Here is a 21,618-nt window from a genome sequence, read left to right as displayed (position 1 = left end):
GCAGGGGCCAGCTGAATCGACATATGAGACAGCCGGCGCCCCCGCTGGGGCGCGCCATGGCAAGGGTTATGCCTCAACGAACACCATGCCGACCGCGCGTGGGCGCAGGGCGCGGATGGAAGCCAGCGTCTCGTTCAAGGCGCGCTGACGGGTGGCGCCCTGGTCAACCAGAACGAGCACCATATCCGCCGAGGCGATGAAGCGCTGCACGGTGAGGTCGTCCTGCGGCCGGGCGGCATCGATCAAGGTGAGGCTCGGGGCATCAGTGCCGGCGGCGCTGATGTCGTCGAGCATCGTGCGCTGCGAACGGGCCATCTGGCCGGTGGCCGTGGCGCCCATGGGTAGGATACGCAGGCTGGCGCCGGCCGGGAGCGGGGTGATGACGTTCTCGCCGTTCGCCACCTCGGTGGCCAGGACGCGCTGGGAGAGCTGGCGACCCCGGGAGTCGCCGTCCACGAGCAAGGTACGCTCGCCGTCCTGAGTGAAGGTGACGGCCAGGTCGACCACGATCTTGGCCCGCAGGTCGTTGGCATCGGGAGAGACGATCACGACGGTGCGCGCGTCGGAGGGGGGCAGCATGCTTTCCAGCGAGAAGGCGAGCTGGCCGAGCAGGAAAGGCTTCGTCACGGTGAGCCGCTCGATCGTCTTCAGGGTGCTGCGCCCACCGCGGGCGGGGGCCGGGAAGTTGAACTGGCTGCCGGACGCGCGGCGCCATGCGCCGGGGACGCTTGCGAGAACCGGCAGGCCGCTGGCGGCAGCCGCCTGGTTGGCGTCACGCAGGCGGTCGTCAACCTGGTCGAGGCCCCAGGCGAGGGTCGTGCCGAGCCCCGCGCCGAGCAGCAAGCCGGCGGCGATGATCAGGATCGGCGAAGCGCCGCTGCGTTCCCGCGGGAGGACCGCGTCGCTGATGATCCGCGTGTTGCTGGTGTCGACTCCCTGCTGCTCGCCGAGCTCCTTGCTGCGCTGCAGATAGGAGGCATAGACCGTGCGTGACGAATCCGCCTCACGCTCCAGCTCGCGAAGCTGCACGCTCGTCTCGTTGGTGGACAGCACGTTGTCCTTGAGCGCGGCGGAGCGCTTCTCGAGGTCGGCGACAGTCGCCTTGGCGCGATCGAGGTTGGCGGAGGTGGCTGTCGCCACACGGCCGATCTCGGCGCGCATCAGTTGGCGGATCTGCTCGGCCTGGGCGGCGATCGCCTTCATCTGCGGATGCTGCGGCAGGAGCGACTGGCCGATCTCGGCCTGCTGGCGCATGAGGGCCGCATACTGCTCCTTGAGAGCGGTGATGCTGCTGGCCTGCAGGGTCTCCGGGAGGACGAGCGCGTCGATGGCGCGGTTGCTCTGGATGGACTTGATCTGGTCGACGCGCGACTGCAGTTCCGCCACCTGAGCCCGGGCCGCCAGCAATTGCGCGTTGAGGCCGCGCAAATCCTGCTCGTCAGCCCGGCCGCCATCGATCCCGATGATGCGGTGATCCTTCTTGTAGGCCTCGACCTTGCCTTCCGCGACGGTGACGCGCTCGCGGAGTTCCGAGAGGCGGGCGGCAAGCGCCGTGTTGGCCCGGCCAACGGCGTCAGCGCGGGCGCGCTGCTCCTCGCCGATATAGACTTCGGCGACAGCGTTGGCGACGTGCTGGGATGTCTGCGGATCTTCCGTCACGACGCCGATGTCGATGACGAAGGAGCGATCGCCACGGCGCACGGTCAGGCTCTTCTGCAACGCCTTGAGGGCCTTGGAGAAGCGATCCTCGCGCTCACCCGAGCCGAAGATCGACATGACCTGGCTGCGCAGGCCGGCGGGGCGCGCGCCGAACAGCGGATCGTTCTCGAGGCCGGCCCGATCGATCACCTTTTCCAGCACGCTGCGGGATTCGATGACCTGACGCTGGCTTTCCATGGCGATCAGGTCGTTGTCGCCCGTCGTCGCCCGGTTCGCGATGTCATTGTCGAGAATGCGCAGGCCGCGCGTGTCAATCAGCACCTGCGTCGTCGCGGTGTATTTCGACGGCGTCACGGCGACATAGCTAATGGCGAGAGCGGTGGTGGCGGCGGCGATGGCACCGATGAGCGGCAACCTGCGGCGCAGGCCCTGCAGCGTCGCCCATGGGTCGAAACGGGTCGTGGCTTCGCCGATGAAGGGCTCGCTGACCGCGTTCATCGCGCGCAGGTTGCCCAGGGGTTCGAAGCGTGAACTCATAACAGCCATGGTTGCCTCTCAGGCTCCGCAGGAGCTTCCGTCTGATCTTTCCTGACCCGATGCTTGAATTTCGTCTCATTTTGAGACATTCGCGCGGGGTCTGGAACACCGACAGCTTCTATTCAGCAAGCGGCAGGCCATGGCCGGGCAACCAGCGCCCTGGAGAGGCGCGGCTATAAAAATTGCTGATTTAACAACGCGTTAAAAAGACGTAGTGCGTTCCGCGCCTTTCCATCTGTTGGGCGGCTCTCCTGTCCCGGTCCTGGATTCCCCGGAAGGTCTCATCGCTTTGGCACAGACCGGCAGGATGTCGGAAGCGTCAGGCCGATCGCCTGTGCCAGTTCAGGCGCGGGGCAGCTGTTGCCCGGCGCCCCTTCCAGCCCGAAGGGCGGGCTGTTCAGGAGCCACAGGGTCCAGCCCCAGCCGTTGTCGGCAAGGGCTGTCGAAACGTCATGAAGCCAGCGTGCCCGCGAGGCATCGTCGCTGGTGACGGATCCCGCCGGCCGCATCGCGCCGAATTCCGTGAATACGATCTGTGCTGGATCGACATCGTTGCGGTCTTGCCACGCCTTCAGGGAGGCGAAGGCCTCGTCGATCGCGGCCCGCCCCGGCGCGGAGGTGAAATACCAGCGGATCGCCTCCTCCGCAGCATGGCGCTGCTTGTCGCGTTCCGCCGGTGGCCAGCGGGACGACGCGGCGAAGGCGGCGTTCGTCCGGGCGAGGGTGTCCTCGAGACGTCCACGCGAAGCGGGATAGGGCACGCCACGCACCTCCGCCAGAAAGGGGAGTGTCCAGGTCGAGCCCTGATGGGTGAAGACGAACGGGTCGTAGAAATGCGCGCTGACCAGATTGCGCCGATCCTTGAAAAGGCCCCCATCGAGCATGACGAGCCCCTTGATCGTCGACCAGCAGCCCCCTGTCAGCAGGAGCGGCAGACTGATGCCGCCTTTGCGCAAATCCGCGACCAGGGCCTGTTGGTGCGCCGTCCAGTCGGTTCCGGTGTGGGCGCGGCATGCCTGCTGCGGTTCGTTGAGCAGTTCAAGCACCACGGGCGGCTGGGGCGGAAGCGCGTCGAGCCGGCGGGCGACACGGGTGGCGAGCGCCAGATAGCGCTGGAACTGCCGGCCGTTGACGCCATCGAGAAAGGCTTCCGGCAATGCCCCGTTGAGGCCGGGCGCCATCAGGGTGGCAATCACCCCGAGGCCCGCCGCCTGATAGCTGCGGACGCTCTGGAGGATGTCGCCGAGCAGTCGGTCGCGGCTGGTACGGTCGGCTGCCAGAAGCGGGCCGAAATCCACCGGAAGCCTGACGTGGTCGAAGCCCAGGGCGCGGAGACGAGCGGGTTCGGCCGGGTCCGGCACCGCATAGGGCGAGGCCGTGTAGCCGGCGCGCGCGCCCTGCGTGGTCGTGGCGGGGAAAGCGAACCAGGTGACATTGGTGCCGCGCCGGAAGGAAGGCGTTGCCGGGTCCGGGCGCGTTGGGGCGCCGGCCAGCGCCTGCGACGCGACAAGCAGCAGGCTGCCCATGCACGCGATGCGACAGAGCCACGCCGCCCAGCCTCCGTCCCGGAGGGCCATGGTCAATGCGCGACTTGCAGAAGGTCGAGGTAGGAATCGACCATGCGCTCGCGCGCATATTTCGCGGTCACGGCGCGGGCGGCTTCCCGTCGCACCGCCGGCGGCGGCGGGTTGCGGAGCATCTGCGCGAGGGCATCCTTCCAGCGCTTGACGTCATGGGGATTGGCGAAGCGGATGGGAGCGATTTCGCCGGTGGCGAGCACCTCGCGCAGCACGTCGAGATCGGCGACCACAGACGGCAGCCCGACCATCGCGGCCTCCACAGCGGCGAGCCCGAAGGTCTCCCAGACGGAGGGAAAGGCGAAGACGTCGGCTGCCGCGAACAGGTCAGGCACATCGCCCGGCGTGACATTGCCGAGCAGGATCAATCGCTCCTGAACGCCGAACTCGCGGGCCAGCGCCTCGATATGCGCGCGCTTCGGGCCGTCCCCGGCGATGACCAGCGATGCCGCCGGCAGCGCGGGCAGGGCCTTGATGAGGACGTCCTGGTTTTTCTGATCGACGAGGCGTCCGACATTGAGGATCAGCTTGCCGGTTGCGGGCAGATTGAACCGCTGGCGCGCCTCCGCCATCGTCAGGGTGGGGTGCGGCGCATCGAGGCCGTGCTCGATCAGCCGGAGATCGCGACGATAGGGGATCGGGTAATGAGCGAACTCGTTCTGGGTGAAAACGGAATTGGCGATATTCGCGGTATAGCCGCCGGTGGTGCCGACGAAACGGTCCAGCCAGCGCACGAAGGGCGCTGTTTCCCCGGGGATGGCTGTCTGATGGACGATACGGTTTTTATAGCCTCCCAGCCGGCCCGCCGTGCCGACGAGGATCGACGCTGTGGCCTGATAAGCGATGAGCGCGTCGCAGCCACCGGCCATGATGCGGCGTGCCATGGCGATCGCCGCTACGATCTTGTCCTTCGCGGGCATGAACGGACGCGGGAACATGATCGCGGTTTCGACTTCCACCCCGTGCTGGACGAGCCCCTGCTCGATCATGTGGGCCAGGGTCTGGATGCCGCCGATTTCGTCCGTGTGGAGGATTTGCAGGACTTTCATCACATTCCCTGACCGTCGATGGCTTGTAAGGGCGCGCGAGACATTGGATAGGATGCGGAATGGGCCGCCCGGTCCGGTCGTATCACCCAACGAAGCAAGGTCACATGCTGCTTTTCCTTGCCGCGCGCGTTCTGTCGGCGGTCGGCAATCTTGTCGCCCTTGCCATCTTCTCGCGGATGGCGGGCCCTGTGACCTATGGTGAGTATCTTCTGATCTTCGCCTGGACGAGCATCGTCTACGGCTTCTCCACGCAATGGATGCGCTTCGCGTTTTTCGGTGTGTATCGCCGCGAGGCCGCCGGCGATTATATCGCGTCCTTCGGCATCTTGTTGAGCGCGGCGCTCATCGGCGTCGCCGTCGTGCTCTCCGGCCTGTGGGTTTCCGGCATCGCAGGGCCCGAATTCCTCACCGCCGTGTTCATCCTGCTGGTCAGCATGGCGGGTTACGAGGCGCTGCTGGAGATCAGCCGCACGCGTCTGAAGGCCGGCACGGTCGCGGTGCTCATGCTGTTGCGCGCGGGCCTCGTTATTGTCTTCGGCGCGGCGGCGCTGACGATGACCGGCAGCGCCGTGTCGCTCGCCTTCGCGGTCGCGCTGGCCCATGTCGGCGCAGCCATCCCGGGCATCATGGCCATTCGCGACGTGCGGCTCGCGCCAAGCGGCCATGCCATGCGTTCGCTGATCATCTACGGCTGGCCGCTCCTGATATCCTTCGGCGTGATGGCTGTCGGCCAAAGCGTCGACCGGTTGCTGCTCGCCCATTTCGGCGGCGCGGGCGCGCTGGGCCCGTATGGCGTCGTGGCCGACTTCCTGCGACAGGCCTTCATGGTCGTTGGCGAATCGATCGCCATGGCGCTGGTCACGGTCGCCAAGCAGCATGCCAATTCCGGTGAGCGCGAGGACGCGGACCGGGTGCTGCGGCACGCCTTCAATGCCTGCATGGCAACCGCCACCTTTGGCGCGGTGTTCTTCCTCGTCTTCGGGGACGTGGTGGTGCGGCTGCTCGTCGGCGAGGCGTTCTATGAGCCCACGCGCACGCAGATTCCCCTGTTCGCGATCGCCTTCGGCTTCATGACGATGCGCAACTTCTATTTCGCGCAGGTCATCTATTTCTCGAACGCCAGTCATCTCGAACTCATCGGGTCTCTTGTCTTCGTGGCAACGTCCGCCCTGCTCGCCACGCTCCTGGTGCCCTGGGAGGGCGCCATGGGCGCGGCGATCGCGCTGATGTCGGCGCATATCGTTGCCTGCGTCCTCTTCGTTGTCGTCGGTCGCCGGCACTATCGCATGCCAGTTGATAAGAAAGGATTTGTCGTCATAAGCCTTATGGCCCTGGCAACGTTGATCGCGGATGTCGCGATCCAGCACTTCATTACCGCCCCCATGCTGGCGATGGCCGCAAAGGCGTTGGTGTTCGCCGCCGCGGGCGGCGCGGTCATCCTGCGCTTCAACCTGCTGCATCTCTCCCGTCCGCGGCGAGAAGGAGAAGCGTAGCCGGGTCATCCCTGCGTCCAGACCGGCATGCTGTGCGGCGCCAGCCGCTCCCGGGCGACCCGCGCCAGAAAGGCGAAATTGCCCTTGAGGTAGCGGCGCGCCATGCGGCGCGGCTCCAGAAGAAGGCGGAAGACCCATTCGCATTGCAGGCGCCGCACGAGCATCGGCGCGCGCGGCTTCGTGCCCGAAGCGAAGTCGAACAGACCGCCGACCGATATGCCGGCGCGGCAACCGGTGGTGGCCAGATGCCGGCTCATCCAAAGCTCCTGACGCGGGCTCCCCAGCGCCACGAGCACGAGATCAGCGCCCGATGCCGCGATTTCGCGGGCGACGTCAGCAGCCTCCGCGTCGGTGAAATAGCCGTGCCGTGTTCCGACATAGTGATGCTGCGGCGCACGCGCCTGAAAGGTCGAGAGAACCTTATCGGCAACGCCCTCCGCGCCACCCAGCAGGAAGATGCGGAAGACCCGGCTCGTCTTCTCCAGATAGAGCGGCACGAAATCAGTGCCGTTCAGGTTGTCCGGGAAGGCCTCCCCATGCAGGACGCGGGTGGCGATCTCAAGCCCGATGCCATCGTTCAACACGAGCCCGCGCCGGAAGGCGGCGGCGACGTCGGCGTTTTCCCAGCACAGATTGGCATTATGCGCGTTGAGGAAGGCCACCTGCAGTGGCTCGCCCGCCCGTGCGGCATCGCAGCGACGGTCGAGCTCATCGATCATGGCATCGCTTGTGGCCGCTTGGACCGGAATGCCGAAGATCGGTCGGATGGCATTGGCACAGTCGGCGCTGGTTAATGACCGCTGTCCGGGATTTGTGCATTGCACCTGTGCCATTTTAATACACTCCACACGCTTCTGGCGGGCCTCGCTGTTCAGATTGCAAAAGCTGAACCAAAATGCCGCTTTTGGCGGGAGATGGCTTCAAACCAAGCAGGATCAGGGTTTCAGGCGGTTGGCATGGTCTCCTGGGGTGCCTGAGGCGAACTGGCGCGGCCTTTGCATTTGGTATCAGCGAAGCGGCGGTTGGTCCCAAGCAAACACACTGTCCGCCCTCTCATTCTTCCCTGAAGGGGATCTGTTATGTCGCTCGCCACCACCGAAACCGCCGTTTACCAGAACAAGTTCCGTCGCCGCCGCCTGGAGCGCTTTCTCGGCCTCGTCGATGAAGTGCTCAAGACCAAGCGCAGCTGCCGCGTTCTCGATGTCGGCGGTGGCGTCTCTTACTGGAAGGGCCTCGAGGACCTGTGGAGCGATCGGCCTCTCCATATCACGCTGGTCAACCTCACCGCGGAGCAGGTGCCCGACAGCCGCTTTCTGAGCCTTGCCGGCGATGCCTGCAGCATGCCGGGCTTCGACAACAATGCCTTTGACATCGTCCACTCCAACTCGGTGCTGGAGCATGTCGGGAGCTTTGCCAACAAGCGCCGCATGGCCGATGAGATCCAGCGCCTGGCGCCGCGCCATTTCGTGCAGACGCCCAACTTCTGGTTCCCGATCGAGCCGCATTTCCGCACGCCGGCCATCCATTGGCTGCCCGAGCCGCTCCGCATCGCCGCCGTGATGCGCCGCAAGCTTGGCTTCTATCCAAAGGCCGAGACGCGTGATCAGGCCTACGAAATCCTGAGCGACGCGAGCCTGCTGGATGTGCGCGACATGCAGTCGCTCTTCCCGAACTCCGCCATCGCGCGGGAGAAGTTCTACGGCTTCACAAAGTCCCTGATCGCTGTTCGCGGTTAAGCAAAGGCTTCCCACGAGCGTTCAGCGCTTGGCGGCGGTACCACCATTGCACCTGCAAACGCGGATCAGGCCTTCCGGAGGCCGATCCGCGCGAGGGCTTCCTTCACCGTCACACAGGCAAAGCCACGGTCCGTGACGGCCTTGATGACATTGGCCATGAGCCCGGGCGAGGCGCCGATCCAGCTCGGGGCATCCGTGACATCATGGGTGTAGAAGATGATCCAGCCGTTTTGCGCCGCGGCGGCATCGAGCGTTCGCGCCAGTTTTTCAGCGGTGAGCGTTCGGTCGTAAAGCTCGGTCACCCGGAGCATCGCGCGGTCGATCCTGCCGGTATTGACCCCTTCATAGACGCTGCGGCAACTGGCGAAGCGCCGCTGCAGGTCGAGCTTCCGGGGCAGAGACTGCCGCCCGAAGGGATAGGCGAAGTTCGGCAGGTCGATCGGACCACAAATGGCGTTCAGGGCGGCGTGATTGGCGTCGCACTCAGCGCTGAGTTCCGCCGCGCTGAGTTCATCGACCTTGCGATGGTCGAGGGTATGGCAGCCGATTTCGTGCCCGGTCGTGTGGAGGCGGCGGATGTCGTCGGCTGTCGCCAGGTTCCAGAACGCGTCTCGGGTGCCAAGAAGACCGGCGGCAACATAGAAGGTGCCCTTGATTCCGTGGGCCTCAAGGACCGCCGCGCCCTGTCGTGCGGCCGAATCGGGAATGTCGTCGAAGGTGAAGCTGACCAGCGGCTGCCGGTTGCGCATCGAGAGCGGTTGCGTGTTGAGATGGCGGCCGGCCTTGCGGGCAAGGCCCGCCACGATGTCTCCGGGGTTCATCGCTTGCCGGCCTCCTCGATCTGATCTGTCCGGCCGGCGGGGACCGCCCTGCGCCGCCGGTCGCGGAGCCTGAACGCGGCGCAATAAACGAGACCCACGGCTGTCCGGGGCTTCAGTAATGTGGACAACGGGAACGAGCCGGTGATCCAGGCGTGTTTCCAGCGCTCGGTGCCGCAGCCGAGATCGACAACGGCATCGCCGGATCCGGCAAGATGCCGCAACACCTCCAGCAAAAGCGCTGAGCCTATGGACGTCTTGCCGAAGCGGGCGCGATCGAGGCTCGGCAGGATGTAGTAGAGGTGATTGCCCCGGCGGTAGCCGAGATGCGTGGCGGCGAGCTGCCCATCGACGGATGCGGTCGAGACGGTCCGTAGAGGCCTTGTCCGCGATCGCTCGGCCAGCCCCGTGAAGAACGCCCGCTGGCCGGGTAGATCCGTGACATCGAGGCCGATGGTCTCGATATATTGCGCGCTCTTGTGGCGGAAGGTGAAATCGAGAATGGCCGGCAGCGCGGCGCGGGGCGGGTCGAAATCGATCGCCACGGTGCTCTGGCGCCGCAGCTTCATGAGCTTGCTGGCGGCCTGCCGCGCTTGTCCGAGGCGGGCGGGATCCCCGATATAGACATCGAGATCCTGTCCCGGCGCGATGAAGGATCCGCGATCGTCGCTCGTGCTGACGCCCAGATGCATCAGCGGGCTGGGGGTTCCGAGGATGGTGGGCGCGATCTTGCGAAGATCGACCGCATCGATGCGCGGTAAGGCGCTGAGGACGGCGCGCCACAGACTGCGGAAGGCGTCGGCCTCGAAACAATAGCCACGACGGATCACCGGAGCGCCGTAGTCAGCGACACCCCCGTCCATGAAGCGGAGGATCCTGGCCCCCCAGCGCGTTTCTCTGGCGAAGGCAAAACGGCAGACCGGGCCTTCGCTATCGCTGATGGTGACCAGTAAACCCTGCGAGCCTCGCGCGGCACCGATGGTGTCGATCCACAATTCAAGGAATTCGCGCGCCTGAAAGGCGTGGAAAACAAAGCCGGTGTCATCGGAGACCGATGGCCAGCCGATGTCCGCAAGCTGCTCGCCAGCGTGAATCTCGATCAGGAAGGATGCATGGCGAAGGCGGGCGAGCGGCAAAGGATTGCGAATCCATCTCTTCGGTGTGAATGGCAGGGACTGCCAATCAACTCATGGACGCGGCATCCTCAATAAGACAAGTGAATGATTGGCGCATGACTGAAAATTCGCATCGCGCCGACTCTACGCCATCATCAGACTGCTACGTCTGGCCGATTCTGCGATAGGCTGGGCTATTTCCAAAAACTCCTCTGCGGAACGATCTGTCATGTGCTGGAGCCCACGCTCCCGCAACGCGTCGCGATCGACCGGCCGTCCAAGCTCCTTCGCGATGGCGGCCGCCAGCTCGCGCGGCTCGCGGGGGGGCACCAGCCGTCCGAAGCGGCCGTTATCCAGGATCTCACGGGGACCGTAGGGGCAGTCGGTCGCGACCACAGGCGTGCCACAGGCCAGCGCCTCGACCAGTGAATTGCCGAAACCCTCGTAGAGCGAGCTCGATACGGCGAGCTCCGCGCGTTCGAACCAGGCGAACGGATCGTGCGCATAGCCGGCAAAAGTGATTCGATCGCCGAGGCCGAGACGTGCCGCAAGCCGCTCCAGATGTGGGCGTTCCCGCCCTTCGCCGACGATGAAAAGTTGCCAGTTGATGTCTTGCGGCATGAGGGCCATGGCGTGAATCAAATCGCGATGGCCCTTCTCCGCGGAAAGGCGGCCCATGGTCACGATGCGGCCTGCGTCGCGCCGGGGTATCGCTGCGCCGGCGGTCAGGGACGCCGCGACATCCGGGGTGATGATCGGCTTTGTGTGAAGCACCGAGATCATGGTTTCCGGAACACCGAACAGATCTATCAAATCCTGGCGCGCGCCCTCGGTCAGCGTGATGACATGGTCGGCCTGACGGTAGAATCGCGCCATCCGGTAGGCGAGCCTGTTCTGGATATAAGGATCGCGCTTGATGCCGACCGAGGGAACGCCGACCTCACGTAGGATCAGGGCGGGCCGGTGTCGGCGCGCAAGGGAACGGACCGCCAGCACACAGGCGATATTGAGGCTCGCTTCGGAACTCAGGACGACATCGAGACGTGCATGGAGGAAGGCGCGCCTGAGCCGCTGTATCGACAGCCGCAGGCGCGGAGCGAGCGCGATGACCGTGACGTTCTCGTCGAGGAGCGTCTGGAGCGGCCCCTCGCTTCGCAGCACGACGACCGTGACCTTCGCGCCCAGCCGCGCCAGCGCATTCGACAGAAGCACAGCGTCCCGTTGCGCGCCCCCGCCAGCGAACCCGCCGATGATAACGCCGATCGATATCTGAGCTTTTGACTGGTCCATTGCTCCCGTCGGGGGGCGGACATGGAGCACAACGACCTCGTCCTCCCCCGGTCCCCCTTCGTCTCTTAGCTTGCGAGGGAGCAGCCTTCAACGGTCGAATGACGAGGGGCGTATGCATCCAGCCGGTCACACGCATTGTTGTGCCATTGTCGCGCGAAAGCCCGCCTCCCTCGTCCCGGATTATGCCGCAGCAAGCGGGGCGTTAGGATTCGTTAACGGTCAACATCCCGCGCGGAGGCGCCGTCTCGCCGCTCTGTTTTGAAAAAGTCAATAAATTCAACGGTGATCATCGCCGCATGCGCAAGAGGCGACCGCTGGCACGCCATCTGCAATTCAGATGGCAGAGGACGGTAATTGTTTCATTAAGAGACAAGGTGCTGTCCGAAAGAGTTCGTTAGGGGCAGCGGTTATGTCCAAGACAGACACCATTTCGACGCAGGCTGATTTTCCCAGCGAGGGCACCACGCTCTCGCGAAACGTGTTCTCGGCCGCCGCGTTCGCGGGTGACATCGCCGTCATCGTCGGCGCCTCCTGGTTGACGGGTGTCGTCTACCATTGGATCGCCTACGGCGATGCGGGGCCCCTTGCGCTCTTCCTCAACGCGGGCCTTGCGACCGCTGTCCTGTTCGTCGCTTTTGGCGCTCTCTCGGGCGCCTACGGTCACACGCGCTATCTTTCGTTCCGCTCGCATTTCACGAGCGTGATGCGCCTGTGGACGCTGGCGTTTCTGTCGGTCGTTCTGCTCCTTTTCGTCCTGAAGACCTCGGAAAACTATTCCCGGGGCGCCTTTCTCCTGCTCTACGCCGTTTGCCCGCTTGCGCTGCTCGCCGGCCGCTATGTCATGGTCACCCTGGTATCCGCAGCCAATAATCGCGGCCTGATCGCCGGCCAGCGCCTCTATGTGGTTGGGGGCCAAAGCGATATCGCCGCTTTCCTGAAGCGCTACCGGCCGGCTGAATTCGGCGTGAAGGTGGTCGGCACCGCCATCATCGGGCCGCGCCAGGGTGGAGATGCCGCGAAGGATATGGTGGCTAGCCTGCGCTATGCTGTTGAAAGCGCGCGGCGCCTGAACTCCGACTCGGTTTTCATCGCGCTGCCCTGGTCGGATCTGGTGACCATCGACGAGACCGTCAAGGCCTTCTCCAAGATACCGGCTGAGATCCATCTGAGCCCGGAACGGATCCTCGAGCGCTTCGAGGACGTGAGCCTGGTGCAGCGCGGCCCGCTGTCCAGCCTGCAACTGGCCCGTCCGCCGCTGGCGCCTTACGAAGTCATTCTCAAGCGTTGCTTCGACATCGTCGTCGCAAGTCTTGCTCTCATCATGCTGTCTCCGCTGATGCTGCTCGTGGCGGTGCTCGTGCGGATGGACTCCAAGGGGCCGGCGCTGTTCGTGCAGCGGCGCTTCGGCTTCAACCAGAAGGAGTTCCGCATCTACAAGTTCCGCACGATGACCACCCAGGATGACGGTGATGTCGTCCAGCAGGCGACCCGCAACGATCCGAGGGTGACACGCATCGGCCGCCTCCTGCGTCGCTGGAATCTCGACGAACTGCCGCAGCTGATCAACGTCCTCAAAGGCCATATGTCGATCGTCGGCCCGAGGCCACACGCGCTGGCTCACGATCGGGAATATGAGACGAAGATCGGCTCCTACGCCCGGCGTCATAATATGAAACCCGGAATCACGGGCTGGGCGCAGGTGAACGGCTATCGTGGCCAGACCGACACGGACTCGAAGATGGAAAAGCGGGTTGAGTTTGATCTCTACTACATCGACAACTGGACCCTGTGGCTCGACATCAAGATCATGGCCATGACGGTGTTCCACCCCCATTCCTACCGGAACGCCTTCTGATCGCGGCGAGCAGTCGTGCGGTGACGGAATACGGCCGACCGACCGCGTTTCCCGCCTCCTGCTCCACGAGCGGGGGTAGTTCGCCCCCTCCGATGAGAGTGGGCGGACAATGATATAACCGTTGCCAGGCCCTTGGCGCCGGAGCCGGTCGACCCTCGCCTGACGACAATTTGCGATCCTTTCTCAACGAAGCAGGTCCCCTTTTAAGGGCGCACGCTTTAGGGTGCGTGCCAGCTGAAGAGAATGGATTGCGATCGATATGCTGCACCGGGTGACGGGACTAGGCGATGTGGGCGTCCTGTTGCCGGTCGGCCTCGTTATCACCCTGTTCTGCTGGTTGGGGGGCCATCGTCGCCTGGCGCTTCAGTGGTGCATCCTCCTCATCGCCGGCATGGGACTGACGGGCTTTGCCAAGCTGGCGTTTCACGTCTGCGGCGACCTGCTGACGGGTGATCGCATCCGCAGCCCGAGCGGACATGTGGCGCTCAGCATTATCGTCTACGGTGGGCTGGCGATCAGCCTGTCGGGTGGCAGATCGCTCCTCACGAAGGCCTTGTTCGCCGCTGGCGGGTTTTTGCTCATTCTCCTGATCGCGTGGAGCCGGGTGCGGCTTGGCTACCACACGCGTTCGGAGGTGCTGGCTGGCTTTCTTCTGGGCGGGTTTTGTCTCGCGGCTTTCGCGGCCACATATCGCCAGGAGCGGCTCTCGATCGTCAGCTTCGTTCTGATTGCCGTGGTTCTCGCGGCGCTGGCCTATCTGCTGCGCCAGTTTTCCCTGACGCCCGAGCATCATGTGCAGGATCTCGCCGAGCAGATCCAGCAATGGCTCGATGTATGCCGGTGATGTATGGCGGGTGTCGGATTAAACGACAGGCGGTCGTATCGATTCGCTTGCAGAAAACGTTGCCAGACGACTTTTTTCGAAGACTTCGCGAACGACACGTCTGCCCGTTGCTCCGGCCTATGCGTCGTGACAGATGAGCGGGGCATTGAAGTAACGGGCGATGGCCCGCGCACAAGCTCACTATAGCGAGTTGTTGTTGTCCGGATCCCCGCAAAGTCCTCTATATCCCTATCCGCCAAGCGATTCGCGGCGAATGGACTGCTTCAAATTGCGTAGGAAGATCTAATTATATATTCCGTTGTTTCAATTTAAAATAATTATAAACTGGATAATGCTGCGTTCGACTTGTTTTTTTCAGTCGATTTTGTGTGCGAATCATATTGCATTTGCGAATGACTCGCTTATAGGTGTAGTCGAGGAATTCGATATGTCAGATCATCTACGCCTTTCCACCGCGCGCGGCGTTCCCGTGCATTCCGAGTTGGCTGCCCTGCTTGAGGGCCCCATGGCGCCGGTGAAAACTGGTTGTGGCTTCCATGACGTGCGGGAAATTCTCCGTGCTGCTGGTCTCCGGCCTACACGCCAGCGCCTTATGCTTGGCTGGCTCTTGTTTTCCAAAGGGCATCGTCATGTGACGGCGGAGCTCCTCTATACGGAAGCCACGCGCGCGAAGGCCGCCGTGTCGCTCGCCACGGTGTACAATACGCTTCACCAGTTCACTGAAGCGGGCCTTCTGCGGCAGTTGGCCGTTGATGGAACGAAGAGCTATTTCGACACGAATGTATCGGTTCATCACCACTATTTCATCGAGGACGACCAGACCTTGGTCGATATCCCTCATGGAGTGATTTCCGCCAGCGCGCTCGCGGGGCCACCGCCGGAAGCGCCGGAGGGTATGGAACTCGTCGGCGTTGAACTCATCGTGCGCGTTCGCCGCAAGGACCGTAAGGCGATGCCGCGACACGCCGGCGAAGCCTGATACAACCCGACAAAGTCGGCGGAACATATCTGCAATGCGCTGGGTTCTGCCGCGCGTTGTATAGACGCTTCATCCATCGCGGCAATCATTCTATACCGGCTCGTCTGGCGGTAGAGGAACGCGATATGGCGATGAGCAAGTCCCTGGTGATTCTGGTTGCGTTGAAACTTGGCCTCGGCCTCGCTGTTCCAGCGGCATTGGCGGATGAGGCCTATGATCGCTGCATGAAGCAGGCGAACGCGACCACGATGGCGTTCAGCAGCTGCGGTGGCGACTGGATGAAGCGCGAGGACGATAAGCTCAACGCGGCTTGGAAGCGCGTTTTCGCGCAGGCAGAGGGTCAGACCAAGACAGATCTGCTCGAGGAGCAGCGGGCCTGGATCGCCTTCAAGGACAAGGCTTGCGGCTTCTATGCGAATGGCGATTGGGGAACAGAAGGCCGCGCCATCCAGTATCCCATGTGTCAGGCGGGCATCATCGCAGCGCGCACCCGTGACATCGACGCGATTGGTAAATTCCTGGCGCCGAAGTAGCCGCGTTCAAAGCAGCCTTGTACATCGAACTGAAGTTCCGAGCAGTTTATTGAACAGGTTCGGCCCCAATAAACAAGATATTTCCGCGCGTCGGACCAACGTGAGCATCCGCCGCTCTAGCGGCCTCGCATGGTAGGGCTCGCGCTGCCCTGTCGAGTCGTGCGCACGCTGCCGGGGCGAGAGTGCACGCGGGAAGACAGGCGTATCGACAGCGCGGCCAGGCAGAGGCCGAGTACAATGATAGCGACGCCCCATATCTGGTAGTAGCGGCCGATGTCGTCGGTCCTCACGAAGGTGGGGAGCATGTACATGGTCATGCCGATGGTACTTGTGAGCATCGAGCTCAGGGCCTGCGTGCGGCCGATCTGCGCCGGATCGGTCAAGGTCAGCAGCCGGCCGTTGCAGAGAGACCGCGACAGGCAGAACAGACCGCCCATCACCGCATAAAGCACGAAGGAGAGAGGCACCCATTTCGAGAGGGCGAAACCGATCATCGCCGCGCCGAGAAGGGCGAGCAACAGGAATTCAATGCCGCTTTTCCAGGCGCGGCGCTGCAAGCTCGCCGACATCAGCAGAACAAGGCCGCCGCCGGCCGACCAAGCCGCCTCCAAAACGCCGAAGACATCGCTGCCGGCATGCAGTGTCTCGCGCACGAAGCCTGGAACGAGCGTATTGGTCATCTGCGCAACGGAAAAAAGCAGAGAAACGCCGATGATCGGCAGGCCGATGTGCGGTGAATCGAACGTGTATTTGAGCCCGTCGCGCCAGTCATCCGTGAAGCTCCTCCGCTTTCGCTCCGGAGGAAGTGACATGCCACGGGTAAAGTATTCACCGAGACATAGAAGCGCGATAGATGTCGCAATGAATATGAGCATGCAGGCGGTCTCGCCCCAGATGTGCAGTATGGTGCCTGCCGTGCCTGTGCCGAAAATGAAACCCACCTGCCCAACGATGGAGAGGCGCAGCACGACATTCATGCGTCTGTCGGACGGGAAGAAGGATTGGAAGGCGCCACCCATGGCGCCGACGCTCAAGGCTGGCCCCGCCGCGCTGATAATGGTGAAGCTGAAGAGGCAGAACGTCAGCCAGGTCTTGTCCTGAAGGCCGGCGAGCAGGATGAAGGCCGCGATAACCCGAAGACTTTGGCTGCGCAGGATCATCGTGCGGCGGCTATGACGATCGACGAGCACGCCGCCGATGACGGACAGCGCGATACTCACCATGCCCCCGGTGAAATAAAGCTGGCCGACAAGCGCGACCGTTCCATGTTCCGTCGCCACCCAGGAGATGACGATGAGCCCTGTTCCGATGAGGTACATCACAAGGAATGAAAACAGGACGTAGCATTTGAAGGCCCAATCGGCACTGCGATGTGCGGTCTGCTGATGCGGACGGGCGATGTCGTTGTCCTGAGCGTGCATGTCTTTATCGTCAACCATACGGGGTTCGCTTAGGCAGGTGCCCGGGAGAGCGTGGCTCCGCGCCTCACCGTCGGCGCCTTGCCCGTTCAAAAGGGGAAGCGGCCCTGTCCATCGCTATGGCTTCGGTCATAGATCTGAAATACTTAACGGATGAACCGAATTTTTCTCATTCGTATAGCAGCTTTCGAATCCACACCATCGCTTGTATGGGTGTGCTACAACAAGAAGTTGGAATTGGTCAAATCTATAATTTGTACGTAAATTACTTCATTATTTCGATGCTGAATTTGACATACGATTGAGAGATTTTGTTATTGCCTGAATTTATACGCGAGATATTTTTCAGGCCGGGCTTCGTTAAACAAAAACGCATCAAGCCCGCTTCTTACCAAATCATACAGAAAGGGAATGGCGATGAACGAGGGTATTGAAATGGATTTCGATCTTGACGAGGTGTTGGGCAGCATCGAGATGTGCCTGCAATCACCCGAGTGCTCGGATGGCCCCAGCGGCGGGAGTGAAGAATCCGAGCAAACATAGAGCCGCCTATAGGTTGGGGCAGCCGGCCGGGTCAATTTGCTGACACGTGATGGGCGCATGGAGGCTTCCTTGGCGAGCAGCGTTTACAACAAGAGTGTATGTCAGGAGGGGACGATTGTTCGCCTGTCCCTTGATAAATGCGTAGCATTTATCAAGCAGTTGCAAGAAGGAGAGCGGTTCCCTGCTTCCCTGGCCATGCTGCGGGGCGCCGCTTTCTTTGCCGGATACGAATTTGCGATTGAGGCGTTATTGGCTGATGATGTCCATGTTATTCGTGATAGACTTGACGATACCGGGAGTGGGTTTGTCGGCATTGATGTGCCCCAGGGGATCGCCTCGGAGCCGGCTACCGATGCCCTCATGGGGAGCGTTATTGCATCCGCAATAATTTCGGCCTTCATGATGCCGTTGCTCGACCCGCGCAATGGAACGCCCTTTACCGTCTACACGGCATCGCCGGACAATGAGGAGGCGCTTCAGAAGGCTGGCGTCAAGTTTTACGCGCCGACGGAGAAGTTAGGCTTCCATACAGATGGAATGTTGAAGAATTCCGCTGTTTATGTGCCGCGCTATATCGGGCTCTACAATATCGTCATCGCCTACAACAAGCCGGGTTGCTTTTACTGGGTGCCATTTGCCGCCTGGCCGCAATTCGATGAATGGGCTGGCGTGCTGGGGTGGAACAGGGCTTATCGCTTCGAGGCGACGCCGATCGTCTATGCCGGGGCGCTCGATCGCGCCGAGGAGGCTGGCGCTCGTATCATCGAAGCACCTGTGTTCTGGCGGGATACCAGTGGCGATGAGCGAGCGGTGTTCATGAACGGGGATCTTCAGGGCCCCGTGGATGGTGATGGCGATTTCGACAGCCGCCTCGTTCAGCGCATGAAGCAATCCATCGCCTGTGATGCCCGCCGCATTGCATTGCCGCAGCGACAGCGCCGTCTTTTTCTCATGAACAACACGGCGGGTTTCCACGCGCGGGACCTGTTCGATGCGCCGATCCCGGGGGCGCGCTACACGCGGTCCTTCCTGCGCAGCGTCGCATCGGAAGGACCGCGGATTACGCCCTGAATGGTCCGCGTACCGCGCAAGAGAAGCGGCAAGGAGGACGGCGGTGCGGCCGCCGACCCCATCTCGCATCTGCTTCTAGTGTTGGTGGCCGCTCTTCTCTGTGGGGGAGGCGCCGATCGCCTCCACCGCGTAAGACACGGAAACGGCGCCGGCTTTCTCGAAGGTCAGGGTCCCGGCGAAGGGCTCGCCCTGCTTCGGCGCCTTCTGCAGGTTGAGAAACATCATGTGGTAGGAGCCGGGCTTGAAGGCGACCTCGCCTTTGGCCGGGATCTCGACGCCGCCCGGCAACTCGCGCATCGTCATCACACCGTCCTTCTCGTTCATTTCGTGGATCTCCGCGCGGCCGGCGATGTCGGCTGTCGCTGAGACCAGACGGTCGGCTGTGTCACCGGTGTTGATGATGACGAAGTAGCCGCCCGCCACCTTTGCCCCCGGGGGGGTGGCGCGGGACCACGGATGTTTGATCTGCAGGTTACCCACCTTGAATTCATGGGCGATGGCGGACGATTGGCCAGCCGCTACGACCAGCGGGACGGCAAGCGCGAGCGCGGCTGCGGTGCGCGCGGCCGGACGGAGGAGGGACGTCAACATGGGGAAAACTCCAGGGAAGGAGGTGGCCCGGCGTCAAGCGGGCCAGAAGGGAAAGGGGATCGACTTGCGCCTGATCACCATGGAGCGATAGGTGGATTTCAGGCCGGCCGTGGTGGCGCGCGCGCCCTGTCCGTCATGCGCGCATGCGCATGCGGCGGGGCGTCCTGAACCCACGCGAAGGGCGACGCGACCGCGTGCGGAGGCGTAAACGCGGCCGCCGGAGTAGCCGGCGGCGGTGCCATGCCCTGCCCGAGCATGCTGCATCCAAGCACGCAGCAAGCCGGGAGATGAGCGCGGTCTGGCGCGGAAGAAGGCCTCTCGCCGCTCGGTGTGCAGAGGATGGTGGCGGGGCCGGCGGGCATCGCGGCTGCCTGCATGCCCACGATCATGCCCATGAGCAGCATCTGGGCGGCGACGAGATAGGCCATGCCGAGCGCGATCATCGCACTCCAGCCCATGCCACGCCGTTGCCTCTGCCTGCTCAGAACGGTTCTCCCCGCGTTTCAGTCGCCATCGGCCTAGCACGCCGATGTCCGGAGGGAAATGATCTGCCCACCCGTTGCGGCACTGTGACCTAACCCGAGGCTCGCGTTCGCTTGGGCCGAAACGGGGGACAGGCAAACTGGGAGGAGGAAAAATCTGGAGCGGGCGAAGGGAATCGAACCCTCGTATGCAGCTTGGGAAGCTGCCGTTCTACCATTGAACTACGCCCGCCAAAAACGCCTTTGAAATTAAAGCGCTTTTTGCATGAAGTGTCCCAAAAGAACAGCTTGTGAGACACGTCAGGTTCGTGATTGGTACTCTACCGGCCGGTGCCGATCAAGCCCATAGATAGGTCGTCTTTAAACAGCTTGCCCCAAGTCAGCTGAGCTGCATGCCAGCACGGACCTCCTGCTCGATGAGCTTCCATATATGGTCGACATAACCGACGAAGGTGCTGCTGCGCTTGACCTCGAGATCACGCGGGCGCGGCAGGTCGATCACGATTTCCTCGCGGATCTGGCCGGGCCGGGCGCTGAACACGATGACACGGTCCGAGAGGAACACGGCTTCGTCGATCTGGTGAGTGATCAGCACGACCGTCTTCTTCTCGCGCTCCCAGATATTGAGCAGCTCGGTCTGCATGATTTCGCGGGTCTGCGCATCGAGCGCGGCGAAGGGCTCGTCCAGGAGCAGGATGTCCGGACTCACCGCAAGCGCCCGCGCGACGTTCACACGCTGGCGCATGCCGCCGGACAACTGGTGGGGATAATGATTCTCGAAGCCCGACAGGCCGGAGACCTTGATGAAATAGCGCGCGATCTCCTCGCGTTCCTTGCGCGACATGCCGCCGATGGCGAGGCCATAGCCGACATTGTCCATGACGGTTTTCCAGGGCAGGAGCGAGTCGTGCTGGAACACCATCGCGCGGTCCTTGCCTGGCCGCGTGACCGTCTTGCCGCCGACCGCGATGCGACCCGCGCTGGCCGGCATCAGCCCGTCGATGATGCGCAACAACGTGGACTTGCCGCTGCCGCTGGCGCCGACGATCGAGACGAATTCGCCCTTGCCGAGGGTGAGGTTGATGTCGCGGAGCGCCTCGATCGTCGGGCGGCCAGGCCGCTCGAAAACCTTCGAGACGCCTTCAATGGTGAGCGAGGGTGTTTCGGACATGGTTGGCTCCGCGTTCATGGGGCAACGGGATGGAAGGGCAGGGCACCGCCGGTCTCATTCGTGCCGCCAGGGCGCCATGCGACGCTCGATCGTTTGAAACAGGAGGCTGCCGATGACCCCCATGGCGCCGAGCAGGATGACATAGGCCAGGAGCGTCGCCGTATCGAAAGTCTGGCCTGCCGCCAGGATCGCGAAGCCGAAGCCGGCGAAGGAGCCGAAGAATTCTGCGACGACAATGCCGACGAGGGCGCGCGCCCAGGCCACGCGGACGCCGCTGACCACATAGGGAAGGGCATAGGGCAGCGTCACGGTCGTGAAGATCTGCCAGCCATTTGCGTTGAAGGATTTCGCGGCGTCGATCAAGCCCTTGTCCGTGGCGCGAAGGCCGACCTCCGTCGTCACCAGCACGGGGAAGACAGCCACGAGGGTCACCAGCACGAATTTTGACGCGAAGCCGAGGCCGAGCCAGGCGATGAAGAGCGGGGCCAGGGCAACGACAGGCACCGAATAGAGCGCCATCAGCATGGGCCCGGCGGTCAGCGAGACGAGCCTGTTGGACGCCAGCAGCAGGCCGCCGGCGACGCCCACCAGAACCGCGACCGGGAACGAGATCAGAAGAGCAATGCCGGTGGCCGCGCCGTTGGTCCAGACGGCGCCGCTCTTTGTCTCCGTGAAGAGGGCCGCGAAGACTTCGGCTGGCGGCACGAGCAGCAAACGGTTCGTTACGACGGTCGAGGTCAGGAGCTGCCAGAAAAGCAGCACGACGATGACCGAGAGCATGATCCGGACAAACCCGGCCGACCGGGTATCTCCCTGCAGAAAATCGTAGCTTTTTTGCCAAACCGTCATGGCGTTTT

20 protein-coding genes and 1 tRNA gene are annotated in these 21,618 nt (G+C 63.0%); 8 read left to right on the top strand and 13 right to left on the bottom strand.

The annotated features are described in order from the left end of the window. Positions 1-66: 66 nt before the first annotated feature. From KIO74_RS12735 to KIO74_RS12725, 3 genes are all read right to left on the bottom strand, one after another. Entirely contained in the window at positions 67-2,205 is a 2,139-nt protein-coding gene (locus KIO74_RS12735; protein ID WP_213332335.1) for a GumC family protein, read from the bottom strand. A 272-nt stretch (positions 2,206-2,477) separates the two neighbouring features. Further along, complete coding sequence (locus KIO74_RS12730; RefSeq protein WP_213332334.1) at positions 2,478-3,722, bottom strand: glycoside hydrolase family 5 protein; 1,245 nt, start codon at positions 3,720-3,722, stop codon at positions 2,478-2,480. 53 nt (positions 3,723-3,775) lie between these two features. Continuing rightward, positions 3,776-4,822, bottom strand: coding sequence for a glycosyltransferase family 4 protein (locus tag KIO74_RS12725; protein ID WP_213332333.1), 1,047 nt, complete (start codon positions 4,820-4,822; stop codon positions 3,776-3,778). A 104-nt stretch (positions 4,823-4,926) separates the two neighbouring features. Here KIO74_RS12725 and KIO74_RS12720 point away from each other — a divergent pair, with 104 nt between their 5' ends. Beyond that, positions 4,927-6,315, top strand: coding sequence for a lipopolysaccharide biosynthesis protein (locus tag KIO74_RS12720; protein WP_249730968.1), 1,389 nt, complete (start codon positions 4,927-4,929; stop codon positions 6,313-6,315). 5 nt (positions 6,316-6,320) lie between these two features. Here the strand turns inward: KIO74_RS12720 and KIO74_RS12715 are convergent, their stop codons facing one another. Continuing rightward, complete coding sequence (locus tag KIO74_RS12715; RefSeq protein ID WP_213332331.1) at positions 6,321-7,148, bottom strand: WecB/TagA/CpsF family glycosyltransferase; 828 nt, start codon at positions 7,146-7,148, stop codon at positions 6,321-6,323. Between the two features lie 246 nt (positions 7,149-7,394). On the opposite strand from KIO74_RS12715, the gene KIO74_RS12710 reads away from it, so the two are divergent. Continuing rightward, entirely contained in the window at positions 7,395-8,051 is a 657-nt protein-coding gene (locus KIO74_RS12710) for a class I SAM-dependent methyltransferase (protein WP_249730967.1), read from the top strand. A 65-nt stretch (positions 8,052-8,116) separates the two neighbouring features. On the opposite strand, the gene KIO74_RS12705 is transcribed toward KIO74_RS12710, so the two are convergent. From KIO74_RS12705 to KIO74_RS12695, 3 genes are all read right to left on the bottom strand, one after another. Then, complete coding sequence (locus tag KIO74_RS12705) at positions 8,117-8,872, bottom strand: polysaccharide deacetylase family protein (protein ID WP_213332330.1); 756 nt, start codon at positions 8,870-8,872, stop codon at positions 8,117-8,119. Continuing rightward, complete coding sequence (locus KIO74_RS12700) at positions 8,869-10,005, bottom strand: GNAT family N-acetyltransferase (RefSeq protein WP_213332329.1); 1,137 nt, start codon at positions 10,003-10,005, stop codon at positions 8,869-8,871. The genes KIO74_RS12705 and KIO74_RS12700 overlap by 4 nt, the downstream gene beginning before the upstream one ends. A gap of 123 nt (positions 10,006-10,128) precedes the next feature. Further along, on the bottom strand, positions 10,129-11,274 hold the full coding sequence (locus tag KIO74_RS12695) for a glycosyltransferase (protein ID WP_213332328.1): 1,146 nt from the start codon (positions 11,272-11,274) through the stop codon (positions 10,129-10,131). Between the two features lie 409 nt (positions 11,275-11,683). Between KIO74_RS12695 and KIO74_RS12690 the strand changes: the two genes are divergently transcribed. The 4 genes from KIO74_RS12690 to KIO74_RS12675 all read left to right on the top strand — a co-directional run bounded on the left by KIO74_RS12690 (position 11,684) and on the right by KIO74_RS12675 (position 15,485). Beyond that, complete coding sequence (locus KIO74_RS12690; protein ID WP_213332327.1) at positions 11,684-13,129, top strand: undecaprenyl-phosphate glucose phosphotransferase; 1,446 nt, start codon at positions 11,684-11,686, stop codon at positions 13,127-13,129. Between the two features lie 259 nt (positions 13,130-13,388). Continuing rightward, on the top strand, positions 13,389-13,973 hold the full coding sequence (locus KIO74_RS12685) for a phosphatase PAP2 family protein (RefSeq protein WP_213332326.1): 585 nt from the start codon (positions 13,389-13,391) through the stop codon (positions 13,971-13,973). Between the two features lie 505 nt (positions 13,974-14,478). Then, a complete protein-coding gene (gene irr, locus KIO74_RS12680) occupies positions 14,479-14,952 on the top strand; it encodes a Fur family transcriptional regulator Irr (protein WP_213335110.1) in 474 nt (157 codons plus the stop codon). Between the two features lie 125 nt (positions 14,953-15,077). Next, a complete protein-coding gene (locus tag KIO74_RS12675; RefSeq protein ID WP_249730966.1) occupies positions 15,078-15,485 on the top strand; it encodes a lysozyme inhibitor LprI family protein in 408 nt (135 codons plus the stop codon). 116 nt (positions 15,486-15,601) lie between these two features. Here KIO74_RS12675 and KIO74_RS12670 read toward each other — a convergent pair whose 3' ends face one another. After that, positions 15,602-16,924, bottom strand: a complete 1,323-nt coding sequence (locus KIO74_RS12670; protein ID WP_213332325.1) for an MFS transporter — start codon at positions 16,922-16,924, stop codon at positions 15,602-15,604. Between the two features lie 396 nt (positions 16,925-17,320). Here KIO74_RS12670 and KIO74_RS32225 point away from each other — a divergent pair, with 396 nt between their 5' ends. Together KIO74_RS32225 and KIO74_RS12665 are read left to right on the top strand one after the other, a co-directional pair. Next, complete coding sequence (locus tag KIO74_RS32225; protein WP_283772127.1) at positions 17,321-17,446, top strand: hypothetical protein; 126 nt, start codon at positions 17,321-17,323, stop codon at positions 17,444-17,446. Between the two features lie 69 nt (positions 17,447-17,515). Continuing rightward, positions 17,516-18,517, top strand: coding sequence for a hypothetical protein (locus tag KIO74_RS12665; RefSeq protein WP_213332324.1), 1,002 nt, complete (start codon positions 17,516-17,518; stop codon positions 18,515-18,517). Positions 18,518-18,592: 75 nt separating this feature from the next. Here KIO74_RS12665 and KIO74_RS12660 read toward each other — a convergent pair whose 3' ends face one another. The 5 genes from KIO74_RS12660 to KIO74_RS12640 all read right to left on the bottom strand — a co-directional run bounded on the left by KIO74_RS12660 (position 18,593) and on the right by KIO74_RS12640 (position 21,610). Further along, positions 18,593-19,108, bottom strand: a complete 516-nt coding sequence (locus tag KIO74_RS12660; RefSeq protein ID WP_213332323.1) for a copper chaperone PCu(A)C — start codon at positions 19,106-19,108, stop codon at positions 18,593-18,595. Positions 19,109-19,206: 98 nt separating this feature from the next. Beyond that, on the bottom strand, positions 19,207-19,566 hold the full coding sequence (locus KIO74_RS12655; protein WP_213332322.1) for a DUF2946 family protein: 360 nt from the start codon (positions 19,564-19,566) through the stop codon (positions 19,207-19,209). 182 nt (positions 19,567-19,748) lie between these two features. After that, a tRNA-Gly gene (locus tag KIO74_RS12650) sits at positions 19,749-19,822 on the bottom strand. 147 nt (positions 19,823-19,969) lie between these two features. Further along, the gene (locus KIO74_RS12645) at positions 19,970-20,761 is read right to left on the bottom strand and encodes an ABC transporter ATP-binding protein (RefSeq protein ID WP_213332321.1); all 792 of its coding nucleotides are present in this window, start codon (positions 20,759-20,761) and stop codon (positions 19,970-19,972) included. A gap of 54 nt (positions 20,762-20,815) precedes the next feature. Next, positions 20,816-21,610, bottom strand: coding sequence for an ABC transporter permease (locus KIO74_RS12640; RefSeq protein WP_213332320.1), 795 nt, complete (start codon positions 21,608-21,610; stop codon positions 20,816-20,818). Between the last annotated feature and the right edge of the window lie 8 nt (positions 21,611-21,618).

The organism is Chelatococcus sp. HY11, from assembly GCF_018398335.1.
GTDB lineage: Bacteria > Pseudomonadota > Alphaproteobacteria > Rhizobiales > Beijerinckiaceae > Chelatococcus.
Note: the sequence above shows the minus strand (reverse complement) of the source record. Positions and strands in the feature narration are given on the sequence as shown.

Excerpts from the sequence above, each read along its gene's own strand:
- KIO74_RS12715 (WP_213332331.1), bottom strand. The coding sequence starts at position 7,148 with ATGGCACAGGTGCAATGCACAAATCCCGGACAGCGGTCATTAACCAGC.
- KIO74_RS32225 (WP_283772127.1), top strand. The coding sequence starts at position 17,321 with ATGAACGAGGGTATTGAAATGGATTTCGATCTTGACGAGGTGTTGGGC.
- KIO74_RS12690 (WP_213332327.1), top strand. The coding sequence starts at position 11,684 with ATGTCCAAGACAGACACCATTTCGACGCAGGCTGATTTTCCCAGCGAG.
- KIO74_RS12695 (WP_213332328.1), bottom strand. The coding sequence starts at position 11,274 with ATGGACCAGTCAAAAGCTCAGATATCGATCGGCGTTATCATCGGCGGG.
- KIO74_RS12730 (WP_213332334.1), bottom strand. The coding sequence starts at position 3,722 with ATGGGCAGCCTGCTGCTTGTCGCGTCGCAGGCGCTGGCCGGCGCCCCA.
- KIO74_RS12655 (WP_213332322.1), bottom strand. The coding sequence starts at position 19,566 with ATGGGCTGGAGTGCGATGATCGCGCTCGGCATGGCCTATCTCGTCGCC.
- KIO74_RS12645 (WP_213332321.1), bottom strand. The coding sequence starts at position 20,761 with ATGTCCGAAACACCCTCGCTCACCATTGAAGGCGTCTCGAAGGTTTTC.
- KIO74_RS12640 (WP_213332320.1), bottom strand. The coding sequence starts at position 21,610 with ATGACGGTTTGGCAAAAAAGCTACGATTTTCTGCAGGGAGATACCCGG.
- KIO74_RS12735 (WP_213332335.1), bottom strand. The coding sequence starts at position 2,205 with ATGGCTGTTATGAGTTCACGCTTCGAACCCCTGGGCAACCTGCGCGCG.
- KIO74_RS12725 (WP_213332333.1), bottom strand. The coding sequence starts at position 4,822 with ATGAAAGTCCTGCAAATCCTCCACACGGACGAAATCGGCGGCATCCAG.
- KIO74_RS12710 (WP_249730967.1), top strand. The coding sequence starts at position 7,395 with ATGTCGCTCGCCACCACCGAAACCGCCGTTTACCAGAACAAGTTCCGT.
- KIO74_RS12705 (WP_213332330.1), bottom strand. The coding sequence starts at position 8,872 with ATGAACCCCGGAGACATCGTGGCGGGCCTTGCCCGCAAGGCCGGCCGC.
- KIO74_RS12685 (WP_213332326.1), top strand. The coding sequence starts at position 13,389 with ATGCTGCACCGGGTGACGGGACTAGGCGATGTGGGCGTCCTGTTGCCG.
- KIO74_RS12675 (WP_249730966.1), top strand. The coding sequence starts at position 15,078 with ATGGCGATGAGCAAGTCCCTGGTGATTCTGGTTGCGTTGAAACTTGGC.
- KIO74_RS12660 (WP_213332323.1), bottom strand. The coding sequence starts at position 19,108 with ATGTTGACGTCCCTCCTCCGTCCGGCCGCGCGCACCGCAGCCGCGCTC.
- KIO74_RS12720 (WP_249730968.1), top strand. The coding sequence starts at position 4,927 with ATGCTGCTTTTCCTTGCCGCGCGCGTTCTGTCGGCGGTCGGCAATCTT.
- irr (WP_213335110.1), top strand. The coding sequence starts at position 14,479 with ATGGCGCCGGTGAAAACTGGTTGTGGCTTCCATGACGTGCGGGAAATT.
- KIO74_RS12670 (WP_213332325.1), bottom strand. The coding sequence starts at position 16,924 with ATGGTTGACGATAAAGACATGCACGCTCAGGACAACGACATCGCCCGT.